Annotated in this window: 16 protein-coding genes; 6 read left to right on the top strand and 10 right to left on the bottom strand. The window is 40.1% G+C overall.

The features are described from left to right. Positions 1 to 121 precede the first annotated feature (121 nt). The 5 genes from DSBG_RS00090 (at position 122) to DSBG_RS00070 (ending at position 8263) form a co-directional block, all read left to right on the top strand. Complete coding sequence (locus tag DSBG_RS00090; protein ID WP_068962195.1) at positions 122 to 1768, top strand: ATP-binding protein; 1647 nt, start codon at positions 122 to 124, stop codon at positions 1766 to 1768. Further along, positions 1768 to 3657, top strand: coding sequence for an ATP-dependent nuclease (locus tag DSBG_RS00085; protein ID WP_068962194.1), 1890 nt, complete (start codon positions 1768 to 1770; stop codon positions 3655 to 3657). The genes DSBG_RS00090 and DSBG_RS00085 overlap by 1 nt, the downstream gene beginning before the upstream one ends. A 675-nt stretch (positions 3658 to 4332) precedes the next feature. Beyond that, the gene (gene ltrA / locus DSBG_RS00080; RefSeq protein ID WP_068962193.1) at positions 4333 to 6111 is read left to right on the top strand and encodes a group II intron reverse transcriptase/maturase; all 1779 of its coding nucleotides are present in this window, start codon (positions 4333 to 4335) and stop codon (positions 6109 to 6111) included. 203 nt (positions 6112 to 6314) lie between these two features. Beyond that, positions 6315 to 7838 carry a Y-family DNA polymerase gene (locus DSBG_RS00075; protein WP_068962192.1) on the top strand — a complete coding sequence of 508 codons (1524 nt, stop codon included), beginning with the start codon at positions 6315 to 6317 and terminating at the stop codon, positions 7836 to 7838. Continuing rightward, positions 7835 to 8263, top strand: coding sequence for a hypothetical protein (locus tag DSBG_RS00070; RefSeq protein ID WP_068962191.1), 429 nt, complete (start codon positions 7835 to 7837; stop codon positions 8261 to 8263). The genes DSBG_RS00075 and DSBG_RS00070 overlap by 4 nt, the downstream gene beginning before the upstream one ends. Before the next feature lie 1543 nt (positions 8264 to 9806). On the opposite strand, the gene DSBG_RS00065 is transcribed toward DSBG_RS00070, so the two are convergent. From DSBG_RS00065 to DSBG_RS00035, 5 genes are all read right to left on the bottom strand, one after another. Then, positions 9807 to 10505 (bottom strand): cyclase family protein, encoded by a 699-nt coding sequence (locus DSBG_RS00065; RefSeq protein WP_242877345.1) that lies wholly within the window; start codon positions 10503 to 10505, stop codon positions 9807 to 9809. Between the two features lie 194 nt (positions 10506 to 10699). Continuing rightward, complete coding sequence (hprK, locus tag DSBG_RS00055; RefSeq protein WP_068962189.1) at positions 10700 to 11596, bottom strand: HPr(Ser) kinase/phosphatase; 897 nt, start codon at positions 11594 to 11596, stop codon at positions 10700 to 10702. A 422-nt stretch (positions 11597 to 12018) separates the two neighbouring features. Next, complete coding sequence (locus DSBG_RS00050) at positions 12019 to 12624, bottom strand: hypothetical protein (protein ID WP_242877344.1); 606 nt, start codon at positions 12622 to 12624, stop codon at positions 12019 to 12021. Between the two features lie 593 nt (positions 12625 to 13217). After that, positions 13218 to 14231 carry a D-alanyl-D-alanine carboxypeptidase family protein gene (locus DSBG_RS00040; RefSeq protein WP_068962187.1) on the bottom strand — a complete coding sequence of 338 codons (1014 nt, stop codon included), beginning with the start codon at positions 14229 to 14231 and terminating at the stop codon, positions 13218 to 13220. 115 nt (positions 14232 to 14346) lie between these two features. Beyond that, on the bottom strand, positions 14347 to 15138 hold the full coding sequence (locus tag DSBG_RS00035) for a M23 family metallopeptidase (RefSeq protein WP_068962186.1): 792 nt from the start codon (positions 15136 to 15138) through the stop codon (positions 14347 to 14349). A gap of 105 nt (positions 15139 to 15243) precedes the next feature. Here DSBG_RS00035 and lexA point away from each other — a divergent pair, with 105 nt between their 5' ends. Continuing rightward, entirely contained in the window at positions 15244 to 15861 is a 618-nt protein-coding gene (gene lexA / locus DSBG_RS00030; protein WP_068962185.1) for a transcriptional repressor LexA, read from the top strand. Positions 15862 to 15998: 137 nt separating this feature from the next. On the opposite strand, the gene DSBG_RS00025 is transcribed toward lexA, so the two are convergent. The 5 genes from DSBG_RS00025 to DSBG_RS00005 form a co-directional block, all read right to left on the bottom strand. Next, positions 15999 to 17102, bottom strand: coding sequence for a D-alanine--D-alanine ligase family protein (locus DSBG_RS00025; RefSeq protein ID WP_068962184.1), 1104 nt, complete (start codon positions 17100 to 17102; stop codon positions 15999 to 16001). 123 nt (positions 17103 to 17225) lie between these two features. Next, positions 17226 to 17771, bottom strand: a complete 546-nt coding sequence (gene lepB, locus DSBG_RS00020; protein WP_068962183.1) for a signal peptidase I — start codon at positions 17769 to 17771, stop codon at positions 17226 to 17228. A gap of 57 nt (positions 17772 to 17828) precedes the next feature. Further along, positions 17829 to 19094 (bottom strand): methionine gamma-lyase family protein, encoded by a 1266-nt coding sequence (locus DSBG_RS00015; protein WP_068962182.1) that lies wholly within the window; start codon positions 19092 to 19094, stop codon positions 17829 to 17831. Between the two features lie 41 nt (positions 19095 to 19135). Further along, a complete protein-coding gene (gene hflX, locus DSBG_RS00010; RefSeq protein WP_068962347.1) occupies positions 19136 to 20737 on the bottom strand; it encodes a GTPase HflX in 1602 nt (533 codons plus the stop codon). Between the two features lie 103 nt (positions 20738 to 20840). Continuing rightward, positions 20841 to 21815, bottom strand: a complete 975-nt coding sequence (locus DSBG_RS00005) for an AAA family ATPase (protein WP_068962181.1) — start codon at positions 21813 to 21815, stop codon at positions 20841 to 20843. Between the last annotated feature and the right edge of the window lie 69 nt (positions 21816 to 21884).

The following is a 21884-nucleotide window of genomic DNA, read 5'->3' as shown; positions in this document are numbered from 1 at the left end:
ACACCTTGATATTACAGGAATTCATTAACTGCTAAAATATTAACACTCTGAAGTTTAACACAGCCCAAAATTAAATATACGGGATTTCTAATTCTAAGTAGAAGGAAAGGAATGATGAAAAATGTCAAATAGAATTTCAGATCTAATCTTTGGAGAAGTACGAAGTGTAGATGGGAGCAAAATTACTGTAAAGGCAAACGTGTTGAACTGTGTAAATAATCAACAAAACTTCCATGTTGATGTTGGGGCATTTGTTAATTGCGGTGGAGGACATGGTGATACAATTTGTACTATTACGAGAGTATTAATCGAAGAGATAGAAAGAAAAGAGACAGTTGTCGAGAACCAAATTGTTGAACTTGCAATTGTTGGAAGTATAAATGCTCAAGGAAAATTCACTAGAGGTATAGACAAATTACCACCGATAAAATGCTCTGTTTATTTACTTAATGGTGATCAAATTAATAATTTGATGGGTGTTACTATTAACCGACATGAAGGGCAAGAGCAAATGCCATTTAAGCATTTTAAGGTCGGAAAACGGCCAATAGTAGGAGCAGGTGAGGTTTATCTAGATCTTGATAAACTACTTGGGCGACATGTGGCAATACTTGGTACCACCGGCAGTGGAAAAAGTTGTACTGTAGCTACTATTGTACAATCAATATTAAGAGACTACTCATATCCTAGAATGATATTTTTTGATATTCATAATGAATATGCAAATGCTTTTTCTGAAGAATGGGAGGCTAAGTCACATTGCGTTACGTGGGAAACCTTTTCATTACCATACTGGTTTTTAGATTTAGAGGAATTCTTGGCAATTTATCATCCTGATGCGGGGTCGAACCAAAAAGCTGAAATTAAAAAAATCATCGAGGAATTAAAACGCGAAACTTGTGATGAGCAAAATGTGAAAGATAGAATTTCTGTTGATAGCCCCGTTTATTTCGATATTGATATTTTGATTGAGAAAATAGTAATAAAGAAAACGCCATTAAGCCCTTCTAATCAAGAACCATGGAACAAGATGTTATTAAAAATAGAAAATATAAATAACGATACTAGATACAATTTTCTAAGGAAGGACATGGAGCAAAAATTGTCATTGGAAAACTATTTCATTTCCTTATTTGGTCTAAATCCAGAGCATCCATCATATATAACTGTTTTGGATTTGAGTGGCCTTCCATCAGAGGTAACAACAGTATGCATAGGAGTATTATCAAGACTATGTTTTGATTATTGTTATTGGGACATAGATCCTGAAAATTTACCTTTAGCGCTTATCATGGAAGAAGCACATAATTACATACCAGAAGATGATAAGTCCAAATATTCATTATGTCGAGATAGAGTTGAGAAAATTGCTAAGGAAGGAAGAAAATACGGCTTAAGTTTAATCGTTGTTAGCCAAAGGCCTTCTAATGTTTCGACAACAGTACTTTCCCAATGCGGAACTTTTATAACATTACGTTTGACAAGTGACTTAGATCAGAATAAAATACGGCGTTTATTGCCGGATACTTTAGGTGATCAAGCTAATATACTTCCGAGTTTAAGAGATGGAGAAGCTTTGGTAACTGGTGATGCTGTTACACTCCCTGGGAAAGTATTTTTCAATGAACCAAATCCATGGCCCAAGAGTAACGATGTTCGTTTTCATAAGTCTTGGACGGCCGGACTACCTGTTGGGTATAACGTGGCAACCATTATTAATTCTTGGAAATTAAGCGAAAAAAATCGAAATGTTGGAGACGTAGAATAATGAAAATCTCCAAAGTTGTTCTCAAAGGATGGAAATCATTTTCCAACGAGGAAGGAATTTCATTAGATAATTTTAAGCATATAAATATTATCATTGGGCCTAATAATGCTGGAAAATCTAATTTGTTTAAATATTTCTTCTACCTAAGAAATATGTTAAGGGAATTTCCAGATAATGAACAAATTGATGAAATTTATACCCAAAAAAATTACGGAATATTAAATTACATAAACAAAGCATTTCAACCTGAAAATACTTGGGCTTGGCTTAAAGGGGATATTCAATGTGATATAAATACAGAGGAAATATCCTTTGAGTGGAAGTGTGTACCGCCTAAGCTACATGCTGAATCTGGTAATTGTCAGTTACACTCTTTTCACAACTGCAATGACAACAAAACTTGTTTATCAGTAGCTTTTAATGAAACACATTACTTATTAGACCCAACTAACGATGTAAAACCTAAAGCTTTTAGCCAAGCTACCGGGGATTATCGGGATATGAGGCTTGAAAATGATTACCCTTGTGACACGCTGAAGTATTGGATAGCCTTAAGAGATAGTTTGGTCTTTATTGATCCTATTCGGCATTATGATAGGAACACGGCTTCAGTCTTTGAAAGCGATTTTGACGGCAGTAAAATATTAGAACAATTAGAGTATCTTAGTAAAAATAATTTACCTCTTTGGGTAGAATACGTTAAAAGTATAGAAACATGGTTAATGGATATTTTAGGAGAAGATTTCCTTCGACTTGAATTGAAAGACAGTATTCGATTCTTTATGAGCCGCGGAGGGGAAACTATTTTAACAAATTTAACACAACTCGGAACAGGCGTAGCGCAATTATTTATGATGTTATCATATCTTTTTATCAATAAGGATCGCTCCTTGAATGTATTTATGGAAGAACCTGAATGCAATCTTCACCCTGAGGCAGTTTTGAAACTAATTTTAATCTTAGAACAGAGTTTCGTTACGCATCGTTTTTATATTTCTACCCATTCTTCCACCTTAATTGACCAACTCAATAATACTTGGAGTATCCATAGAATTGTTAGAAAGAGTAACGGTTCATCAATAGCACAACAATGTAACGGTATTGTGCGGAAGTATGAACTTTTGGATGAACTAGGTATAAGAGCTTCCCAGTTATTACAAAGTAACCTAGTAATTTGGGTGGAAGGGCCAAGCGATAGAATATATTTGAATAAATGGATAAAAGATCTGGCAGATATTCCTTTAGTTGAAGGTAAACACTACAGCTTTTTAATGTATGGAGGCACAAATTTAACAAGTTATGATTTATTATCAGATAATAGTTACATTGATATTTTGAGTACCAGTCGAAATGCAGTAGTTGTTTGCGACTCTGATAAGGGAAGAGAGGACCAACCCCTAAAAACACGCGTACAAAATCTTATTGATAAATTAGAGACAGTAAAAACACAAGAAAATGGTTACGAAAAGGATATTTCAGAGTATGTTTATATTTGGGTTACAATCGGAAGAGAAATAGAAAATTATGTCCCAAAGGATATATTCATTGAGGTGTTGTCATCTGAGAGCATAAAGAAACATCACTTTAGAAACGAAGGAAATGCTAATAGGGATTTAACAATTGATTTGGCGCTTATTCAAGATTTAAATTTCGGCCTTTATGAATCTTTTGATAAATTCTTTTCTAAAATGTATGTGTGGAGTGACGATAGATCTATCTTAGATAACGAAAAGTACGATAAAATATCGTTACATTATTCTCAGAAGAAAGTTGAAATATCAAAGGCTACTGTTGAAGCTTGGAATAACAGTTACTATGAACCCTTAGATCTGAGAGATAAGGTACTTGAAATTATTCGACGTATTAAGATATCTAATGGGTTAAGGTGACTTTTGCCTCATATTAGTTTACATTGAAGATATCTTTTACATAGTAAAGTTTCTTAGTCAAGAACTCACATTGTCCATATGCCCGTTAGGCTAATAATGGGTGTGCGACAAGAAGCGGCTTCTTCTTGAAAGATTAGTGCAGACTACAGTCTGATGTCCCAGTAGTAGGGACATTCCCGTCCAAAACTGCGTCGGGGGTAACTCCGGGGTGGGTTGCATGAGGAAAAGTCCAACTGGTTGCCTAGTATCCATGGCAACTAGGGGCGAGGGAAAGAATGGTATGGTTTACGATTAAGCATCGTCATTAGCAGCATTGGTTGGGATATGTTAGCCATTGTATTGCAGATTTGAAAACGCAGCTTCCGATATGCGTATGTTACTACCTACATATCTGCCGGTGTATTGAATAAACCTAACCCATTCGTATCTAATAGAAGCTGAACTTGATAAGTCCTATGAAGTCCGATTTTTCGGTAGGTCAACCGCAAGGAAGATACAATCTCCAGAGGATAAGGGAGCGTTGGAAAAAGCAAAAGTCGCTATGGTGCAAACCAACAGGAATAAGAAATAACTGGGCGAATAATGTAAAATTACATGCCTGAAAGGGTGCTGACTTCCAACTGGTAATCAACACGGAATAAAACGAAAAGCAAGATTTCAAAAGTGAGGTAACAGATGCGAAAAACTTCAAGTTATAGGAAGTCCACATTACCTCCCGATACCCAATGGAAACAAATCGACTGGTTCCATGTTGACGAGTATGTAGAAAAATTGCAACAGCGGATATACCGTGCCGAATGTCTTAGTGATAAACGCAAAGTAAGAAATCCGCAAAGACTCTTAGTAAGAAGCAAGGCAATGCTACTGGTATCCATAAAAAGAGTTACTCAAACAAACAAGGGCAAAAAGACGGCAGGTGTTGACGGAGAAACAGCTTTATCCAATAAAGATAGAATAAAATTGTTTTATGACCTATCCAAATTGGATATAGAAAAACATAAGCCCAAACCGTCACGTAGAACCTACATCAAAAAGAAAAACGGAAAATTAAGACCACTAAGTATACCTACATTGCGAGACAGAATATACCAAAATATCTGTAAAGGAGCATTGGAGCCACAGTGGGAGGCAAGGTTTGAACCAATATCATACGGTTTCAGACCCAAAAGAGGGTGTCACGACGCTATTTCGAGGATCTTTCTGTCCTGTTGCAGAGGCAATAAAAGGTGGATCTTTGAAGGAGATTTTAAAGGCTGCTTTGACAATTTGAATCACGATTACATTAAGGAGCAGATAAAAGAATTTCCCTATGCTGACTTGATATGCAAATGGCTGAAAGCAGGATATGTTGACAACGGTATATTTGACGAAACAGAATCCGGTTCCGGGCAAGGGAATATCATATCACCGCTACTTGCAAACATTGCGCTAATGGGTATGGAGGATTTACTTGGAATTAAATACAAACCCGTGAAGAGCAATGGCAGAATTGCAAGTTATGCAAATAAGACCAAATATACACTGGCGTTTTATGCAGATGATTTTGTAATAATGTGTAATACACAAAAGGATGCAGAAGATGTCTATGGACTATTGGAACCATATTTGGATAAAAGGGGCCTGGAATTATCAAAAGAAAAAACAAGAGTAGTACCAATAGAGGAAGGCTTTACCTTTCTGGGATTTAATGTTAGATTATACCAAACGTATCAGGGCGAAAAACTGCTGATAAAGCCATCTAAGGAATCTATCAAGAAAAGCAAGGAAACCATCTCAAAGGAAATACAGAAACTGAAAGGCAATAACGTTAGTGCAATAATAGACAAACTCAATCCCATTATTAGAGGCATAGGGAACTATTGGTCGCCTTCGGTCGCAAAACAGACGTATTCATATATGGACCACCATGTCTGGGGATGTACGTTTATATTTTTAAAATATCTACATCCAAAGAAAAGCAAAACTTGGATAATAGATAGATACTACAAACCGGATATAACGGGACAAAGCAAAAACCGATGGATACTGACCGACCCGAAAGAGCACAAGCAACTCACAAAAATGTCGTGGATACCGATAGTCAGGCATACACTTATTAAATTCAGAGCAACGCCATATGACGCTTGCCTTAACGAATACTTCGAGAATAGGGACGAAAAGGAGTTTGACAGAAACTGTATTAAAAGCAAACAGAAACTGGCCCAAATACAGAATTACAAATGTCCTATATGCAGAATGAGTATTACGAATTTCAGTGGGAAACTGGTAGTAAAAGAAAAAGTACCGGTGATACACGGCGGGACAAGGAAATATAATAATTTACAATTGGTACATGGATATTGTAATAGACGATATGGAAAAATGTTCCCGTTAAAAGGTGAGCCTCAAAATGAACAACAAAAACATGAAGGCTGTAAAACCATAAGACAACTGAGATTGGCGGAAATATCATAAAGACAGACGGATAAATGAGAGCTTGAGCTGTATGTCTTGAAAGGGACACGTACAGTTCTTAGGCGAGAAAGAGGGAGCAATCCCTCCGACTTAGCCGACATATGAACGATTAAAGTGAATTTCTTATAATTATATAACGCACAGATAAACAGAAATTTGTCGAGCAGATAATTTGTATTTAAGTAGGCAACCGGAGAATAAGCATGAAGAACAGAACCTATATCGCAATTGATTTGAAATCCTTCTACGCTTCGGTCGAATGTGTGGAACGAGGGCTTGATCCACTGACCACCAACCTTGTTGTCGCTGACGCAAGCCGCACAAAAAAAACCATCTGCCTCGCCGTCTCTCCCTCCCTCAAAGGATACGGCATTCCCGGTAGGGCGAGGCTGTTTGAAGTCGTACAGAAGGTCAAGGAAGCAAATGCAGCACGGCTGTGCAAAGTACCAGGACGAGCCTTTTCCGGCGTTTCCTGCAACGATACTGAATTGAAATCCTCACCGGGTCTCTCGTTGGACTACATTGTTGCTCCACCGAGGATGGCGTATTATATAGAGTACAGCACGCAGATTTACAATATTTATTTGAAGTACATTGCGCCCGAAGATATACATGTCTACTCCATTGATGAGGTATTCCTTGACGCCACCGATTATCTGAACACCTACAATCTTTCAGCCCGTGAGCTTGCCGCGAAAATGATTCTAGATGTACTCAAAACAACTGGCATTACAGCAACGGCGGGAATTGGCACAAACCTGTATCTTAGCAAGATCGCTATGGATATTCAGGCAAAGCACATACCTGCTGATAACAACGGTATGCGGATTGCCGAGCTGGACGAAATGAGCTACCGTCGCTCCCTGTGGTCGCATCGGCCTCTAACAGACTTTTGGCGCGTTGGAAAAGGATATGCCAACAAGTTGGAGGAAAAAGGCCTCTTTACAATGGGGGATATTGCAAGATGCTCTCTCGGTAAACCTACCGATTACTACAACGAGGATTTACTGTATAAGCTGTTCGGCATCAACGCTGAGCTTCTGATCGACCATGCGTGGGGGTGGGAGCCATGCACAATTGCCGATATTAAAGCGTATAAGCCAAGTACAAACAGTATTGGATCGGGGCAGGTACTGCACTATGCCTATACTTTTGACAAAGCGAAGCTGATCGTACGGGAAATGACTGATCTGCTGGTACTTGATCTGGTAGATAAAAGGCTTGTGAGTGACCAGCTTGTTTTGACGGTCGGATATGATATCGATAATCTAACAAATCCAGAGATAAAAAAATCATATCACGGGGCAATCACCATTGACCACTACGTACGCGCCGTTCCGAAATCCGCACATGGTTCAGTAAATCTTGGCAGACAGACCTCCTCTACAAGGCTAATCATGGATGCCGTCACAGATCTGTTTGAACGCATCGTTGACAAAAATCTTCTGATTAGAAGAGTCAACATCACAGCGAATCATGTCGTTGGTGAGGCAACTGTTCAAAAGACGGGCAACTTTGAACAACTTGATCTCTTTACGGATTACGCGGCTGCTCAGGCAAAAAAAGAAGATGAAGAAGCTGAGCTTGCACGAGAAAAAAAGATGCAGCAAGCATTGCTTGAAATAAAAAAGAAATACGGCAAGAACGCCATTCTAAAGGGTTTGAATCTGGAGGAAGGCGCTACCACTGTAGACCGGAACAGGCAGATTGGAGGGCACAAGGCATGACGAGGACATATGACGACATCATTAATCTACCTCACCATGTCTCTACGACACGCCCTCATATGACTGCTATTGACCGGGCAGCTCAGTTTTCCCCTTTCGCCGCACTGACCGGCTATGATGCCGCCATCAAAGAAACCGCAAGACTGACTGACGAGAGACTAAAATTGGACGAATATATGAAAGACGCTTTGAGTGATAGGCTGCAAATCATAGCAGATCGGATTAAAGAGTATCCCGAAATCGCAATTACCTACTTTCAGCCGGATGCGAAGAAGAATGGTGGCGCCTATGTTACTGCTATCAGTACGGCTAAAAAGATAGACGAATATGAACGGGTTGTCGTTATGACCGATGGCACAGCGATTCCCATTGATGAAATAATCAGTATAGATGGGCAAATATTCGAATTTATGGAAATACGTTGAACCGATAGTAAAGGTTAGAACAGATAGTGAATAGTTAATTATAAAAATGGGGGACAGTGATAGATAACTGAGCAATGAATATTAAGAGGTATAGTATTATAGGGCAGATAAATATTGAAAAGTAATTATGGGAAATCCACACCAGCTGAAGATTGATAGTAATAACCGAAAGATAGAAAGAAAAGTATTCACAACAACTCTTCACTAAATAGACATTTAACGCATAGTTGATAGTGCAAGTGGTTAGGAGTATTATAATAAATTAATTCATGGCTCTAATATACCATCGATAATACAATTCATTTAGTCACGCATCACAATTTAATCCTATAAATAAAGGTGAACGTATTATCGTATTATATGTACATATTCAACGCTTTATATTAGCTCCAGTAGATACAGTTTCTCGGACCGGATTTATCTCTAGGTATCTATTTCTAAAGCCTTACAGAGGTTCCTAGAGGCTTGTTTTTTAGTCGATATATCTAGGACTCTGAGAAAAGGTCAAATGTATTATAATGATAGTCCCAAACCCGATGTTTAATTTACTTTAGTCAGTTATCATTTGAGTTTATCTAAATGCCCAATATGAGTAACAAATTTAGAAAATCACAGATAGCCGAAAATCACTGATACGGATGAATTGCGTTATAAATCCGTATCAGTGATTTTCGGGCTGTTATTAGTATTACCCCCCTACGGTAAAATACACTCTACTTTACATAATATCTATTATCGGACCCAATTAAGAAATTATATTCTGCAGGATAACGAGCAATTGCCCCCCCCCAATATCTGGACCTCTTTTATTTGTATGTATGTATGAGGGGTCTTTAGCGTAGTTAGGTTTAGTAATTTTATATTATGTATATATAAAAGTTACTAGTAACAAACTATCTTCATTGAACGAACTACGTCAAAAAAAGTGAGGTCGTGTTTTTATGCTGTCTACATTATTTTATCCATCGTATATCCTAATAGCTTTTATCGTTGTATTACTAACTACCCCCCAAAGATTTAAAAAAATACTTTATTTATGGCATACTTTTTGGAGGATTTGGTGATGTAGTAGTAGTTGGTTTATTTCAGAATGTACTACATATTATCTGGTTCAAAAATGCTGGCATTTTTAATGTTTTAGGAGAAAATTTACTTTCCCCTCCCAGTTGGATCTTAACCGTTATGATCTTTCTTCGTTTTTTACCATTAAGAAAGTTATTTCAATACGCTTATGTTTTAGGATTTGGGGCTTTTAGTGTTGGATATGGTTATTTAGTTCATAATGTGGGCCTATTTGATTTTAAACCCTGGTATTATCCCTTCTTTGCTTATTTCACTTTTTTGTTCTGGTGGTCAACTATTACTTGGGTATTCGTTAAAACAAGCTCTTTTATAAGGAATCCCATTTAAAAAATATAAAAACTCCCACTGTTTGTGACTATATCCCAACCACAATCATGAATCATGATAAACATCCAATTGTTCCAGTGAAAATAGACTTTACCACGGCATCATTTAATGTGACTATGGTTATGATGGAGGACTATATATTTTCTATGGCAATGGCACGCACTGGTGAACCATCAGCATTTTTATTCTTCAGAGGCATTATACATAAAATAAAATACTCCTGGCTAATGGATTCTAAATTTGCTAAATTCTCAATAATTATCATGTCCTTGGGCATCAATATTTTATGAATTGCAAATGTAGTTGATTTTATATCGTCAATTGAAATTGCGTCAATACCAATGCCTTTCAAATTATATTCTGCCAGCCACTTGGCTGATTCTTCACTCAAAGAGGGAAAATCTTTATAATACTTTTCACCTCCCCAGTATTTGCTCCATCCTGTTTTTATTATAAGAAACTCAACATTTTTAATTTTTTCCTCATACGGCTTCAAACTGTCCATATCTATTAATTCTATTTTCTCATTTGAAAAATCCAAAATTGTAGCTTGTCCAATAAACTGCTCAATTTCGAAATTATCTAAATAACGCCCATTACTCAACATATGCCCCGGCGCATCAATATGTGTACCTGTATGTGAGTACATTGTGATTTTCGACTCTCGAAAACCATCCTTTTCCAAGGTATTCGCTTTTTCAAAAATTGGCTGTTCTGTTCCTGGGAAAACTGGCATGTCCGATTCAATAACATGCGTTAAATCAGTAACTTTCATAATGCCCCCCATAAGTCCTTGATCAGGATACAAAGAAGCAAAAACTTTAAAAATCATCCATCAGCATCCGATAATGACATCTAGATAAACAAGTTTTGCTTGAGGAACTGCACTCAAAGCCGACGATTTCCCCTTCATACTTAGAGCCACCCTCTACACGATTACGAAAAATCTTGATCTTTACAATCTTACTGACGATCGAACACGATTCTTCTCTGTTCTCAACTATCTGATTTTCCTTCATTGATTCTTTACTTGTCCCTATTAAAGTTGGTACGCGTCTTGCTCTTAGCAGACATATTCCTACTTTGCATAACTGCAACTTCAATAATCGTTGCAAGATTCCGCCCTGGGCGCACTGGAACCGTGATCTCTGGAATAGAAATCCCAAGTATTTCTCGTGTTTTAGGCGGATCAATCCCTAAACGATCATAAATTTTTTCTTGCTGCCATCCCTCTAAATGAACTATAAACTGAATTACTTTTTCACTTCTCACTGAACTAGCTCCAAACAACGTTGTCACATCCAGAACTCCTAAGCCGCGTAACTCAAGCAAATGCCGAATTTTTGCCGGAGCGTTGCCCAACAATCGCTCTTCATCAACCCGACGAACTTTTACGACATCATCGGCAACCAGCAAATGCCCGTTTTTAATGAGTTCTAGAGCTACCTCGCTTTTACCAATTCCGCTTTCACCGGTGATCAAAACCCCTACTCCATATACATCGACTAAAACACCGTGTACAACCGTGACAGGAGCTAACTGATTTATAAGGTAACGAATCAACAAATAAAAGAGTTGAGTTGCAGTACGATGGGTCGTCAAGAGAGGAATCTTGCGTTCACTAGCTAATTCAATAAACTCCAGGGGAAGCGTTAGACCTCGGGTAATAATCACACAAGGTACTTCTGGAACCATTACTTGAGCAATTTTTACCCGACGCATAGAATCTTCAAATTGCTGAATTAGGCCTAATTCTGTCCGGCCGTACACTTGAATCCGCTTGGGAGTTAAGTGCTTTAAAAAACCAGCCAATTCGGCACTAGGACGTTTTAAGCTATACTCAGTGATTTCCCGGTCTAACCCCATATGCCCAGCTAGAACCTCAAAATCAAATTCCTCAACCAACTGGTTTACTGTAAGCAAATTACACCCCTTCTTTCTTATATGAGTAATGGTAAACGGGGCGTAAGTCCCCTAAGGATTCAAACCAATGGCCCGTCAAAATTAAATTTTATAATCCAACTCTGGTTTGATTTGTTTCGTATCCCTCATTACTTCTAGTTTATCCACCGTATATCCTTCTTGAACAATTTCATTACAGGTTAAAAAGATTGATCCTAGCTATTTTTGTATCATAACCCATTTATCTATAAGCTACTTATATTAAAGAGTCTCGTTTCCGCACAGGCATTGGTAATTCCTCAAAGCCGATATTCTAGATATTGATCCACTTCTGAGAAACATCATAATTCATAGTGCTCCCAGTGTCCACTTCTTTATTTAAAATATTAATCTATAATCTCGATATTTTTGCCCTCTTGTTTATGCTATTTAAAGCTGCTTATTTATTTGAAATACATTTTTAGGATTAGTCCCCAGTCTGCCGCTTTAACTTCATCCTCAACGCCTTTTCCTCCAGTAGTATATGAACCTTTGTATGAGGTTAATCCCCACACACTTAGCTCTTTACTATCCGTTACGTTGAGTTCTCCGGCTATTTCAGCAGGACCATATCCATAGTTTTGATTAAATCTCTCTATGTATTTTGTTGAACCAACGTAACCATTAGTGTTACTAATTACGGTTTTCATTATCATAGAATCCGATTTTTGCAGATCAGTACCAATAATATCTTTTAATGAAATGCTAACTTCTCCATTAAATTCATTGTTACTAATAATTGTCGATACAATATCCTGAGAGTCTTTAAGCTTGCCACTCTCCCATATTTCATATTTAAGACATAGATTTTTCTTGTCACCTTGGTATTTAACCTCAACACAACCAGTTATCATGTCCAAATGTGGTTCTAGCTTTTCAGCATCCCCTTTAAAGAGTTTACTTGGTGTCACTTTAACATAATTCTCAGACACATGATTCTCCTTGGTACATCCGACAATTAAAAATATGAAAATTAGAGTAAAAGCAAATAATTTCTTAAATATATTCAATTCCTCCCTCTCCAAATTGCTTAACTAGAAATGACCTTACAACATTTTGCAATGTTTACGGACAATTTTAGTTAACATGTATTCATTATCAATTGTTATTTCTACAAAATAACAAATATTCCTTCATCAGGACAAAGAAAAGGGATCCGACTATTCGGATCCCTAATAAACAGTAGGGCGACTTCTTAGCACTCATGTAATGCCGATTTATGCCCATATTTAGTGCTCAATACCCATATAGAAACAGATTATTCGCTGTTGCCAGGATTTCAGGATTTATCGATCTATAAATTATGACTGCCTTTGTAAGACTGGGAGGATATCTTTATTAGGACTTTATCTTATATTTATTACTATTCCTGTTATTACGGTTAACAGCCTTTGGGTCTTCAGTATTCAACAGCATGTCGTCAATCTCAATTTCAGCATAGTCTCCCTCTGGAGCATTAATGCATTGGCAGCAGTTATCACATTGTTTCGTAGGATCTAAATCGCAAAGATCACATTCGCCGCATTCTGTACATGCACGATTTGCTAATATGCATGGTTCACCCAGGTTTTTCAAGGTCTAAACCTCCTATTAATCGATTAAATTAAAACATTCCAGGAGTCATAATCAGGGATCTGGGATCTTTAGCAAGGCCGCGAAGTGCAGCATTTGTTCGCTGTTCCGCCCAGCCCTCATCTAGTAACTTGATTGTATCTCTGTAGCGTTGTTGGCTACCTAATAAGATGAGTAACAAATCTCCGTCTGGTCTTGTGACATAGGATACAAGGCATTGCCCGGCTGCTGTAGTCGTACCAGTTTTGAGACCCTGGTCTCCAGGATAGATCCCCAGAAGACTGTTAGTATTCTGCACTTCAGCATAGCGATTCATACCTCGCGCATCTTTCCATTGAATGCTAGCACTGGTTTCTTTAACAAATTTCATAAGCTCTTCATTCTTAAGAAAAAGACTGGCAATTTTACCTAAGTCATTTGCGGTCGTATAGTGGTCAGGGTCAGGCAGGCCATGTGGGTTCGTAAAATGACTATGTTGACACCCAAGAGTGGCCGCATATTGGTTCATTTCATCTGCAAAAGCTGGAATTGACCCACTGATTTTTACCGCAAGTGCTGCAGCCGCATCATTAGCACTGTGGACATAAAGCGCAGTTAAGAGGTCATGGACCGATATTTCATCTCCCGGACTAAGCCCAAGTCGAGAACCGTCAATATTCACCTCGGAGCCCACACGGACAATATCCGTTTCGTTCAATTTCTGCAATGCGATGAGCCCGGTAAGAAGTTTTGTCGTACTGGCTGGTGCACGCTGTACGTCGGCATTGCTTGACTTTAGAGTCATAGTGGTTTGAGGATCAATAAGTACGTAGCTTTCATCAGGCGTTGAAAGATCCGTTTTAGACGTAGCTGCAGTTGCTATAGTCGATATATTGGAACTGAGCAAGTTAGGTTTAGTCTCTGATATAGCTGATAACGCAGAAGCGAAAAAGTCTTTGACTAAAGCTGGGTGAAAATTGTGGTATCCTACAAGCGACAACAGGCCAATTATGATGACGGATATAAACAAGATTGGCCTTTTGTAACGACGCTTAGTACGTTTCAAATATTAAACCCTCTTTTCGAGATTTTAAGCACTTAAAATGCAATTTAGCACATGTATCCAAAGTCACGCTTACAAACAACGTTATTATAACGAATTTATAGACTTGGAGCAAGTTTTAATACTCGCTCCAATGTTGCCATACTGCTAAAAATGGATAGGGATTGATCCATTGCCCGTTCAATAGTTCAATACCAAAATGAAGATGATCTGGTGTTGTTAAAGCATCTCCTGTGTGCCCCATAGTTCCCACAGACTCGCCTGCTTCGATCCGTTGGCCTTTCACAAGCGATGAAGAAATGTATTGCAGATGAGCATAGTAGTAGTAATTACCGTCATCACCTCGTACCCCAACACGTTCTCCCCCCAGCCGGTTCCATCCTAATTGTTCGACTGTACCTCCACAGGTGCTGACAATGGGGGTTCCTTCTTTTCCAAAGAGATCCGTCCCTTCATGGCTCCGTTTGCCACCTTCCCGATCCGCCCCGAAACTATCTTCGAACCAGGTTTCTCCAACCACTGGAAAAGTATATTTGTGGGGTTGATAGTAGGGATATTGTTTTAGAATCTCCCGATGTCTTTGAACTGTTCCAAGCGTATCTGCTGAAACTGCTGCCCAGTTTAAATCAACGAATGGTACCTGGAGATTAAGCTGATTAACCAGCGGTTGAGCTTCTTTCTCTGGCAGTGTCGAGCGTATAGCTAAAAGATCCTCCCAAGAAATTGTTGGAGATAGACGGTTTTCTTGGGTACACTGCTTGACTAAAGCTGGTGATATTGAACTTAGATACGGATAGACATCCGAAGGAATTGAGGGCGAGCGATGAAGGACCTGCCAGGCAACCATAGCAAGAAGAATAAGAAAACTTAACTGAACCAACGCTCGCTGGAATGTCGATAGGATTTTCATAGTCCCTCCCCCACTTTCCTCTGTTTTTGTGGTTTGACGAACATTTGTTTGCACTTTGTTTCAATGAATGGTACAATATTGCTGAAAAGATGGGGGTGTGCGACTATGTACCCGGATTTATCGCAACGTCAAATGAAAATTTTAGAATTCATAAAAGAGGAAATACGTAAAAAAGGATATCCACCTGCCGTGCGGGAAATTGGAGAAGCTGTCGGATTACTATCCAGCTCTACCGTGCATGGCCATCTCCAGACATTGGAGGACAAAGGATATATCCGACGTGATCCCACAAAGCCTCGCGCGATCGAGATACTGGATAGCTCCAGTGAGACACTCGAATCAAAGAAAGTCATACATATACCGATTATAGGCCACGTCACTGCTGGGCAACCTATTTTGGCTGTTGAGAACATTGAAGGCACCTTTCCCGTTCCGGATGATCTTGTTCGCCAAGATAACGTGTTTATGCTGCGAGTGCAAGGCGAAAGTATGATTGGGGCAGGAATATTAGATGGGGACTTTATTATAGTCCGGCAACAAAATGAGGCGCGAAATGGAGAAATTGTGGTTGCTTTAATCGGAGAGGAAGCTACCGTAAAACGGTTTTTTAAGGAAAGAACGCTCATTCGACTCCAACCTGAAAACCCTTCCATGGAACCAATTTATTCCCAGGATGTCTCGATTTTAGGGAAGGTCGTCGGTGTCTATCGTACCCTTCAGTAAATGTACCCTCTAAACAAAGATATGCACATAACAGATAGGTTAACCTTAAATTCATAAATTTCAACACAAAAAGGGAGCAAATGGTTCGAAACCATTATGCTCCCTTTTTATAGTTTACTTAATCTTTAGCCCTAAAATTAATCACGGGAAATTTTTGAGTTTTGTTTATCCCTAAAACGTTCTAACCCTAACGAGATTAAACGGTCGATCAATTCCGAATATGAAATCCCTGTAGCTTCCCAAAGCTTAGGGTACATTGAGATTTCTGTAAATCCTGGCAAGGTATTAATCTCGTTGAGAAATAGTTCATTTTGAGGAGTTACAAAGAAATCGACTCGACTGAGACCACAAGCTTCTACTGCGCGGAAGGCTTCTATGGCCATTTCTTGTAAGCGCACAATAATGGATTCATCGAGAGGAGCTGGAATTAACAAGCTTGAGCCAATATCAGAATACTTAGCTTCATAAGAATAATATTCATGCGCAGGTTTTATTTCCCCGGGAAGTGAGGCTTCCGGAGCATCATTTCCTAAAACGCTGACTTCAATCTCTCGACCATTGATGGTTTCTTCTATAACAACTTTGCGATCAAATATCGCGGCAATATTCAAGGCCTCCAGCAACTCTTCACGGTGGTGTGCTTTGGAAATGCCTACACTGGAACCTAAATTAGCAGGTTTGACAAAACAGGGATAGCCTATCTTGGCTTCAATCTCATTAAGGCAGGTTTCCGGGCTATTAATAAAGTTGGAACGCAGGAGGGTCACATAGCGTGCCAAAGGCAGATCTTTTTCCTGGAAGACTGCTTTCATCCGATCTTTGTCCATACCAAGAGAGGACCCCAATACCCCAGATCCTACATAAGGGACATTGGCCATTTCGAGTAATCCTTGCAGAGTTCCATCCTCCCCATAGGGTCCATGAAGTACCGGGAAAATCAGGTCAAACTCCCCTTGATTGGGAAGTGCACGACCGTCTAAAGCTATGAAATGCGGATGTGTAGGATCGGTAACCAAAGTAACCTGACAAGCTTGTTCAGCTGAAGGAAACCCTTCTTTGATCATGTTTTCTGGAAGAACACCCCAGAGCCATTGGCCTTGTTTATTAATTCCGATTGTTTCGACACTGTAGCGCTTGCGATCGATGGCTTTGAAAATGGATTGAGCTGAATTTAAAGAAACCTCATGTTCGCCTGAGCGACCGCCAAACAAAAGAACCACACTAATTTTGTGTTCGTTCACAATCCCCCATCCTCTCAAATAAGTAGTTGGAAAAGCAACCTATCTATGTTTCCTAATATCCCTTAAAGGAGATGTTATTGTAACTTATAACAGTATATGCCTTAAAAAGAAAAAAGCTCCCGCCTAACGGGCAAGAGCACCAAAATGATCAATTGGCCAATAACGGAAAAGGGATCGTCCGGTTATGTTTTCAATGGGTAAAAATCCCCACACTCTTGAGTCATCGCTATTATTACGATTATCTCCCATAACAAATACGGAATCCTTCGGCACAACAATCGGCCCAAAATCATTTTTGGACTTTTCTAAAACATAAGGTTCATAAAGTGGTTGGTCATTGACGTAGGTTGTGTGATTACGTATTTCGAGTTTATCTCCGGGTAAGCCGACAACCCGTTTAATGAAGTCTTCTGTTGCATGAGCACTCGGTGGTGGATGGAAGACAATTATATCTCCTGCGGTAAGATGATCAAAATGTTTGAAGAAAAACTTATCCACAATAACTCGGTCATCGAGTTGAATAGTCGGTAGCATTGAACCAGTAGGGATTTTGCGGGCTTCAACCACATAAGTACGCAATACCCAAGAAAGCGCAAAGGCAATCAGAACAATTTCTATCAATTCGAAGAGAAATCGGGCTGTACTTTTCGGCGACTCTGAGTTTTCCATAATTCACCTCTTTCTGCCTATTTATTTTAACACAGTGTAGCGATGATTCAAAGTGTATCAGCTGAGAAGCCCCAGTTGCCATAATTTTAGAGCTGCTAAAATGTTCCCCAGCTGGACGTAAGTATGTGAAATACCGCCTTGCTGATAGGCAATATAGGGTTCTCGAAGAGGCCCATCTGCTGAGAATTCGCTGGTTGCACCTTGAATAAAGGTACCTCCCGCCATGATGATTTCGTCTTCATATCCCGGCATTCCAGACGGTATGGGCAAAACGTGCGAATCAACCGGAGATCCTTTCTGGAGACCTTGACAAAAGGCAATCATCTTTTCCCGTGATCCAAGTTTTACCGCTTGAATGAGGTCAGTTCTGGGCATCTCAGGCTCAGGGTGTACTTCAAATCCTAAGGCGCGCCAAAATGCTGCGGAAAAAACTGCACCTTTTAGGGATTCAGAAACGGTTAAAGGGCTAAAGAATAATCCCTGATAAAAGAGGCGCTGCCATTCCAAGGTTGAGCCTACGTGCTCACCTATGCCTGGCGCTGTTAAGCGCTGGGCAGCTAGTTTAACTAAATCGGAGCGACCCGCTACGTATCCACCAGTTGGAGCAATACTTCCTCCCAGATTTTTAATAAGCGAACCGGCCATCAAATCAACGCCGATATCACCAGGTTCCAGTGCTTCAACCAATTCTCCATAGCAGTTATCCACGAAGATAATCAAATGAGGATGGTTTTTCCTGATATAATCAACAAGTTCCTTGAGCTGAGATATCATCAGGGAGTTCCGCCAGGCATACCCGCGAGAGCGCTGTACGATTAACATTCGGGTTTTATCCGTTATGCTCTCGCTTATCAGAGGATACTGTAGTTTAGCTTGGGTATCGAGAGGAATGGAATCATAGGTTACGCCGAAATCCATGAGGCTCCCTTGCCCCTCTCCTCTCAAGCCTATGACTTCCTCTAGCGTATCGTAAGGAGTCCCACTGACCGAAATCACATGATCTCCAGGACGTAAAACGCCAAATAAGGCGGCAGCAATGGCGTGTGTTCCCGAAACAAACTGACCACGCACTATTGCTGACTCCGTACCTAAAATTCGGGCAACTACACGGTCAAGGACCTCACGACCTGAATCACCCAAGCCATAACCCGTTGTTCCGTGCAAATGATAAGTTGCAACACATTCTTCTTGAAAGGCCTTTAAAACCTTCTCGTGGTTTCGTGTTGCTTGTTCTTGTAAAACAGGTAGTTGACCAAGGAGTACTGCTTCCGCTTCGGTGACTGCTTTGCGAATTAACTCCGGCCAATCAGAATTCGAATGCAAACAAATTTCCTCCTTAAATAAGAAAACCTCTCAAAGTATTATCAGGCAAGTAAAGAGCTGAGGAGTTTCCAAACCTGCTTTAATGAATCCCCACGTTTGAGGGATAACTTAATTGGATAAGGAAGGGATTGAGATAGCTCGGTTAGATCGTCTTCACCCAAGACTTTATCAACCTTATTCAACAAGGTAATTATGGGTTTATCTTGACATCCCAGTTGCTTTAGCACCTCATGCACCGTCTCTGCGTGTTGGAGCGCTTGTGGATGGCTCGCATCAACAACATGGAGGAGAACATCGGCTTGTTGAACTTCTTCTAGCGTTGCTAAAAATGCCCGCAACAGTTGAGTAGGTAATTTTCGAATAAACCCGACGGTGTCGCTCAGAAGAATTTCCAAGGAAGAGTCAACTCTGATCGAGCGGACAATCGGGTCTAATGTAGCAAATAATTTATTTTCACCAGTTGGGATGTCGGACCGGCTGCCTGCTTGTTCCATGGCTTTCTTCATAAACGTCGTTTTGCCGGCGTTCGTGTACCCGACTAAAGCAATAATCGGAAGCCCACTTTTCGTTCTTTGCTTGCGTTGAACATCTCGATGCTGAAGAACGAGTTTCAATTCTTTTTCTAATAAAGTAATGCGATCCCGCATTCTCCGTCGGTCAAGCTCTAATTTCGTTTCACCTGGACCGCGTGAGCCAACTCCTCCCCCTAAACGGGAGAGTGCTTGTCCCTGACCGGATAAATAAGGTAAGAGATGTTTAAGTTGGGCCAACTCGACTTGAAGTTTACCCTCGCGGGACTGGGCCCGCTGGGCAAAGATATCTAATATTAATCCCGTACGGTCTAATACTTTGAGCCCGGTTTCCGTCTCTAAGGTTCGTAACTGGGTCGGGGATAGTTCATCATCACAGATCACGACATTTGCTTCGGTTTCCTGTAAACGATGAACTAATTCTTCAAGTTTCCCGCTCCCTAAATAACTACGTGATTGGCCGTAACGGCGAAGTTGGACAAGCTGCCCAACGACATCGACACCAGCTGAACGGGCCAACTCCCGCAATTCCGTCAAATCTTCATTGGTTTCTTGTTCACTGTCCTCTAAAGCAATAAGAAAAGCGCGCTCTTTACCCGATGACGACTGCTTTTTTGTCGTACCACGTGAAAAGTTAGCAAGCGACTCATTATAGTCAAAGCTGTGCCAGGTTTCCGGACTAAGATTAACGATATAAGGATCGCTCTCCCCCGTTCGATAAGCAATCTGGATACCGGTAAGCTTCCCATCACGGACTCCAACAGCTGACATACTTTCCAGTTGAAGAGAGTCTAAGGCACTATAATCTAAGGGACTTAGCCTATAATCCCCATTAGGATGGGTATGGATACAGCGCAGATGTTTGCTAACCGATCGACCCTTAATCGGGGGTAGCGTCACTGTGGCATGTCGCCCTACGGCAGCAGCCAACAAGGTACCCTGACGGGAAAGGTATAAAGCAATTTCTCGATTCCAAAGTTGGGTAAGGTAGATTAGCCTATCTAGAATTTCAGGATGGATCAGTTCTGAACGTTCAGTCCCAAATTCAGAAAGATTTTTGAGTTCTTGTATCTGGCTTGCCCGAATCCCTGCCAAGTCTCCCGAAATATCCATGTCCATACGAAACCTCTTATTCTAAGTTTTTTCAATATCATTAAAATAGAACTCGTTGGTGTAAATAACCTACAACCTCATAGTTTCAGAGTGGTAAAGAAGATCAGAGATCCTCCAGGTTTATATCCACCGGCAATATTTGGATTAGTTCTTCACGGCTTGAACTAGACTTTTGGAACAGACGAACTGCTTGTTTACGCACTGTCTTTTCTACGAGGTTGCGGACAAGCCTAGCATTCCCGGCATAAGGATGAGTATTTAATAAATTATTGAGTTGAAAGCGAAGTGCCGCTCTAGCCTCTGGAGTTAGCTCATATTGACGTGTCTTAAACATTAAATTCCCGATAGACAACAATTCGTCGAGTGAATAATCCGGAAAATCGATATGTATAGGAAAACGTGAGCGCAGTCCGGGATTGGTCTGCAAAAACCATTCCATTTCTTGGCGATATCCGGCAAGGATTAACACAAGATTATCTTTATTATCTTCCATGGCCTTAACTAAAGCATCAATGGCTTCCTTACCGAAATCCTTCTCTCCCCCACGGGCTAAGGAATAGGCTTCATCGATAAAAAGGACGCCACCTAACGCTTTTTTAAGTTGTTCCCTTGTCTTTTGCGCAGTGTGTCCAATATATTCACCGACGAGATCGGCCCGCTCACATTCAATTACATGGCCTTTTTGAAGGACTCCCATCTCTTTTAACAGTCGCCCGACCAAGCGTGCCACTGTTGTTTTGCCTGTTCCTGGGTTTCCTCGGAAAATCATATGCAGAACAAGGGGTTCAGCAATAAGTTTTTCTTGTGTTCTTCGCTTTTGGATCTCCACAAAGGCTTGCAAATCACGAATGAGACGTTTTACGGTAACTAAACCAGTAAATGATTCTAATTCGTCCAGGATTTCTTTGATTTTATCCTTGTCTTTTTCAAGGGAAGAAACATTATTATTCTTACGAATTCTGCCTAGTCCCACCAACTCCGGCACAGGAGTAACAATACGTTCCGGTTCGCGGGGCAAGGGAGTCTGAATGACCGGAGGCAGTTGATTGTCCGGTCGAAACGTTACACGAATTGTCATATGTACAGGCACACCTCCCATCCTTACTACTATACGCAAGTAAGAACAAAAGGTGTCCTGAAAAATGAG

Origin of the sequence: Desulfosporosinus cupriresistens (genome assembly GCF_001707885.1) — a bacterium.
Classification (GTDB): Bacteria; Bacillota; Desulfitobacteriia; order Desulfitobacteriales; family Desulfitobacteriaceae; genus Desulfosporosinus.
Note: the sequence above shows the minus strand (reverse complement) of the source record. Positions and strands in the feature narration are given on the sequence as shown.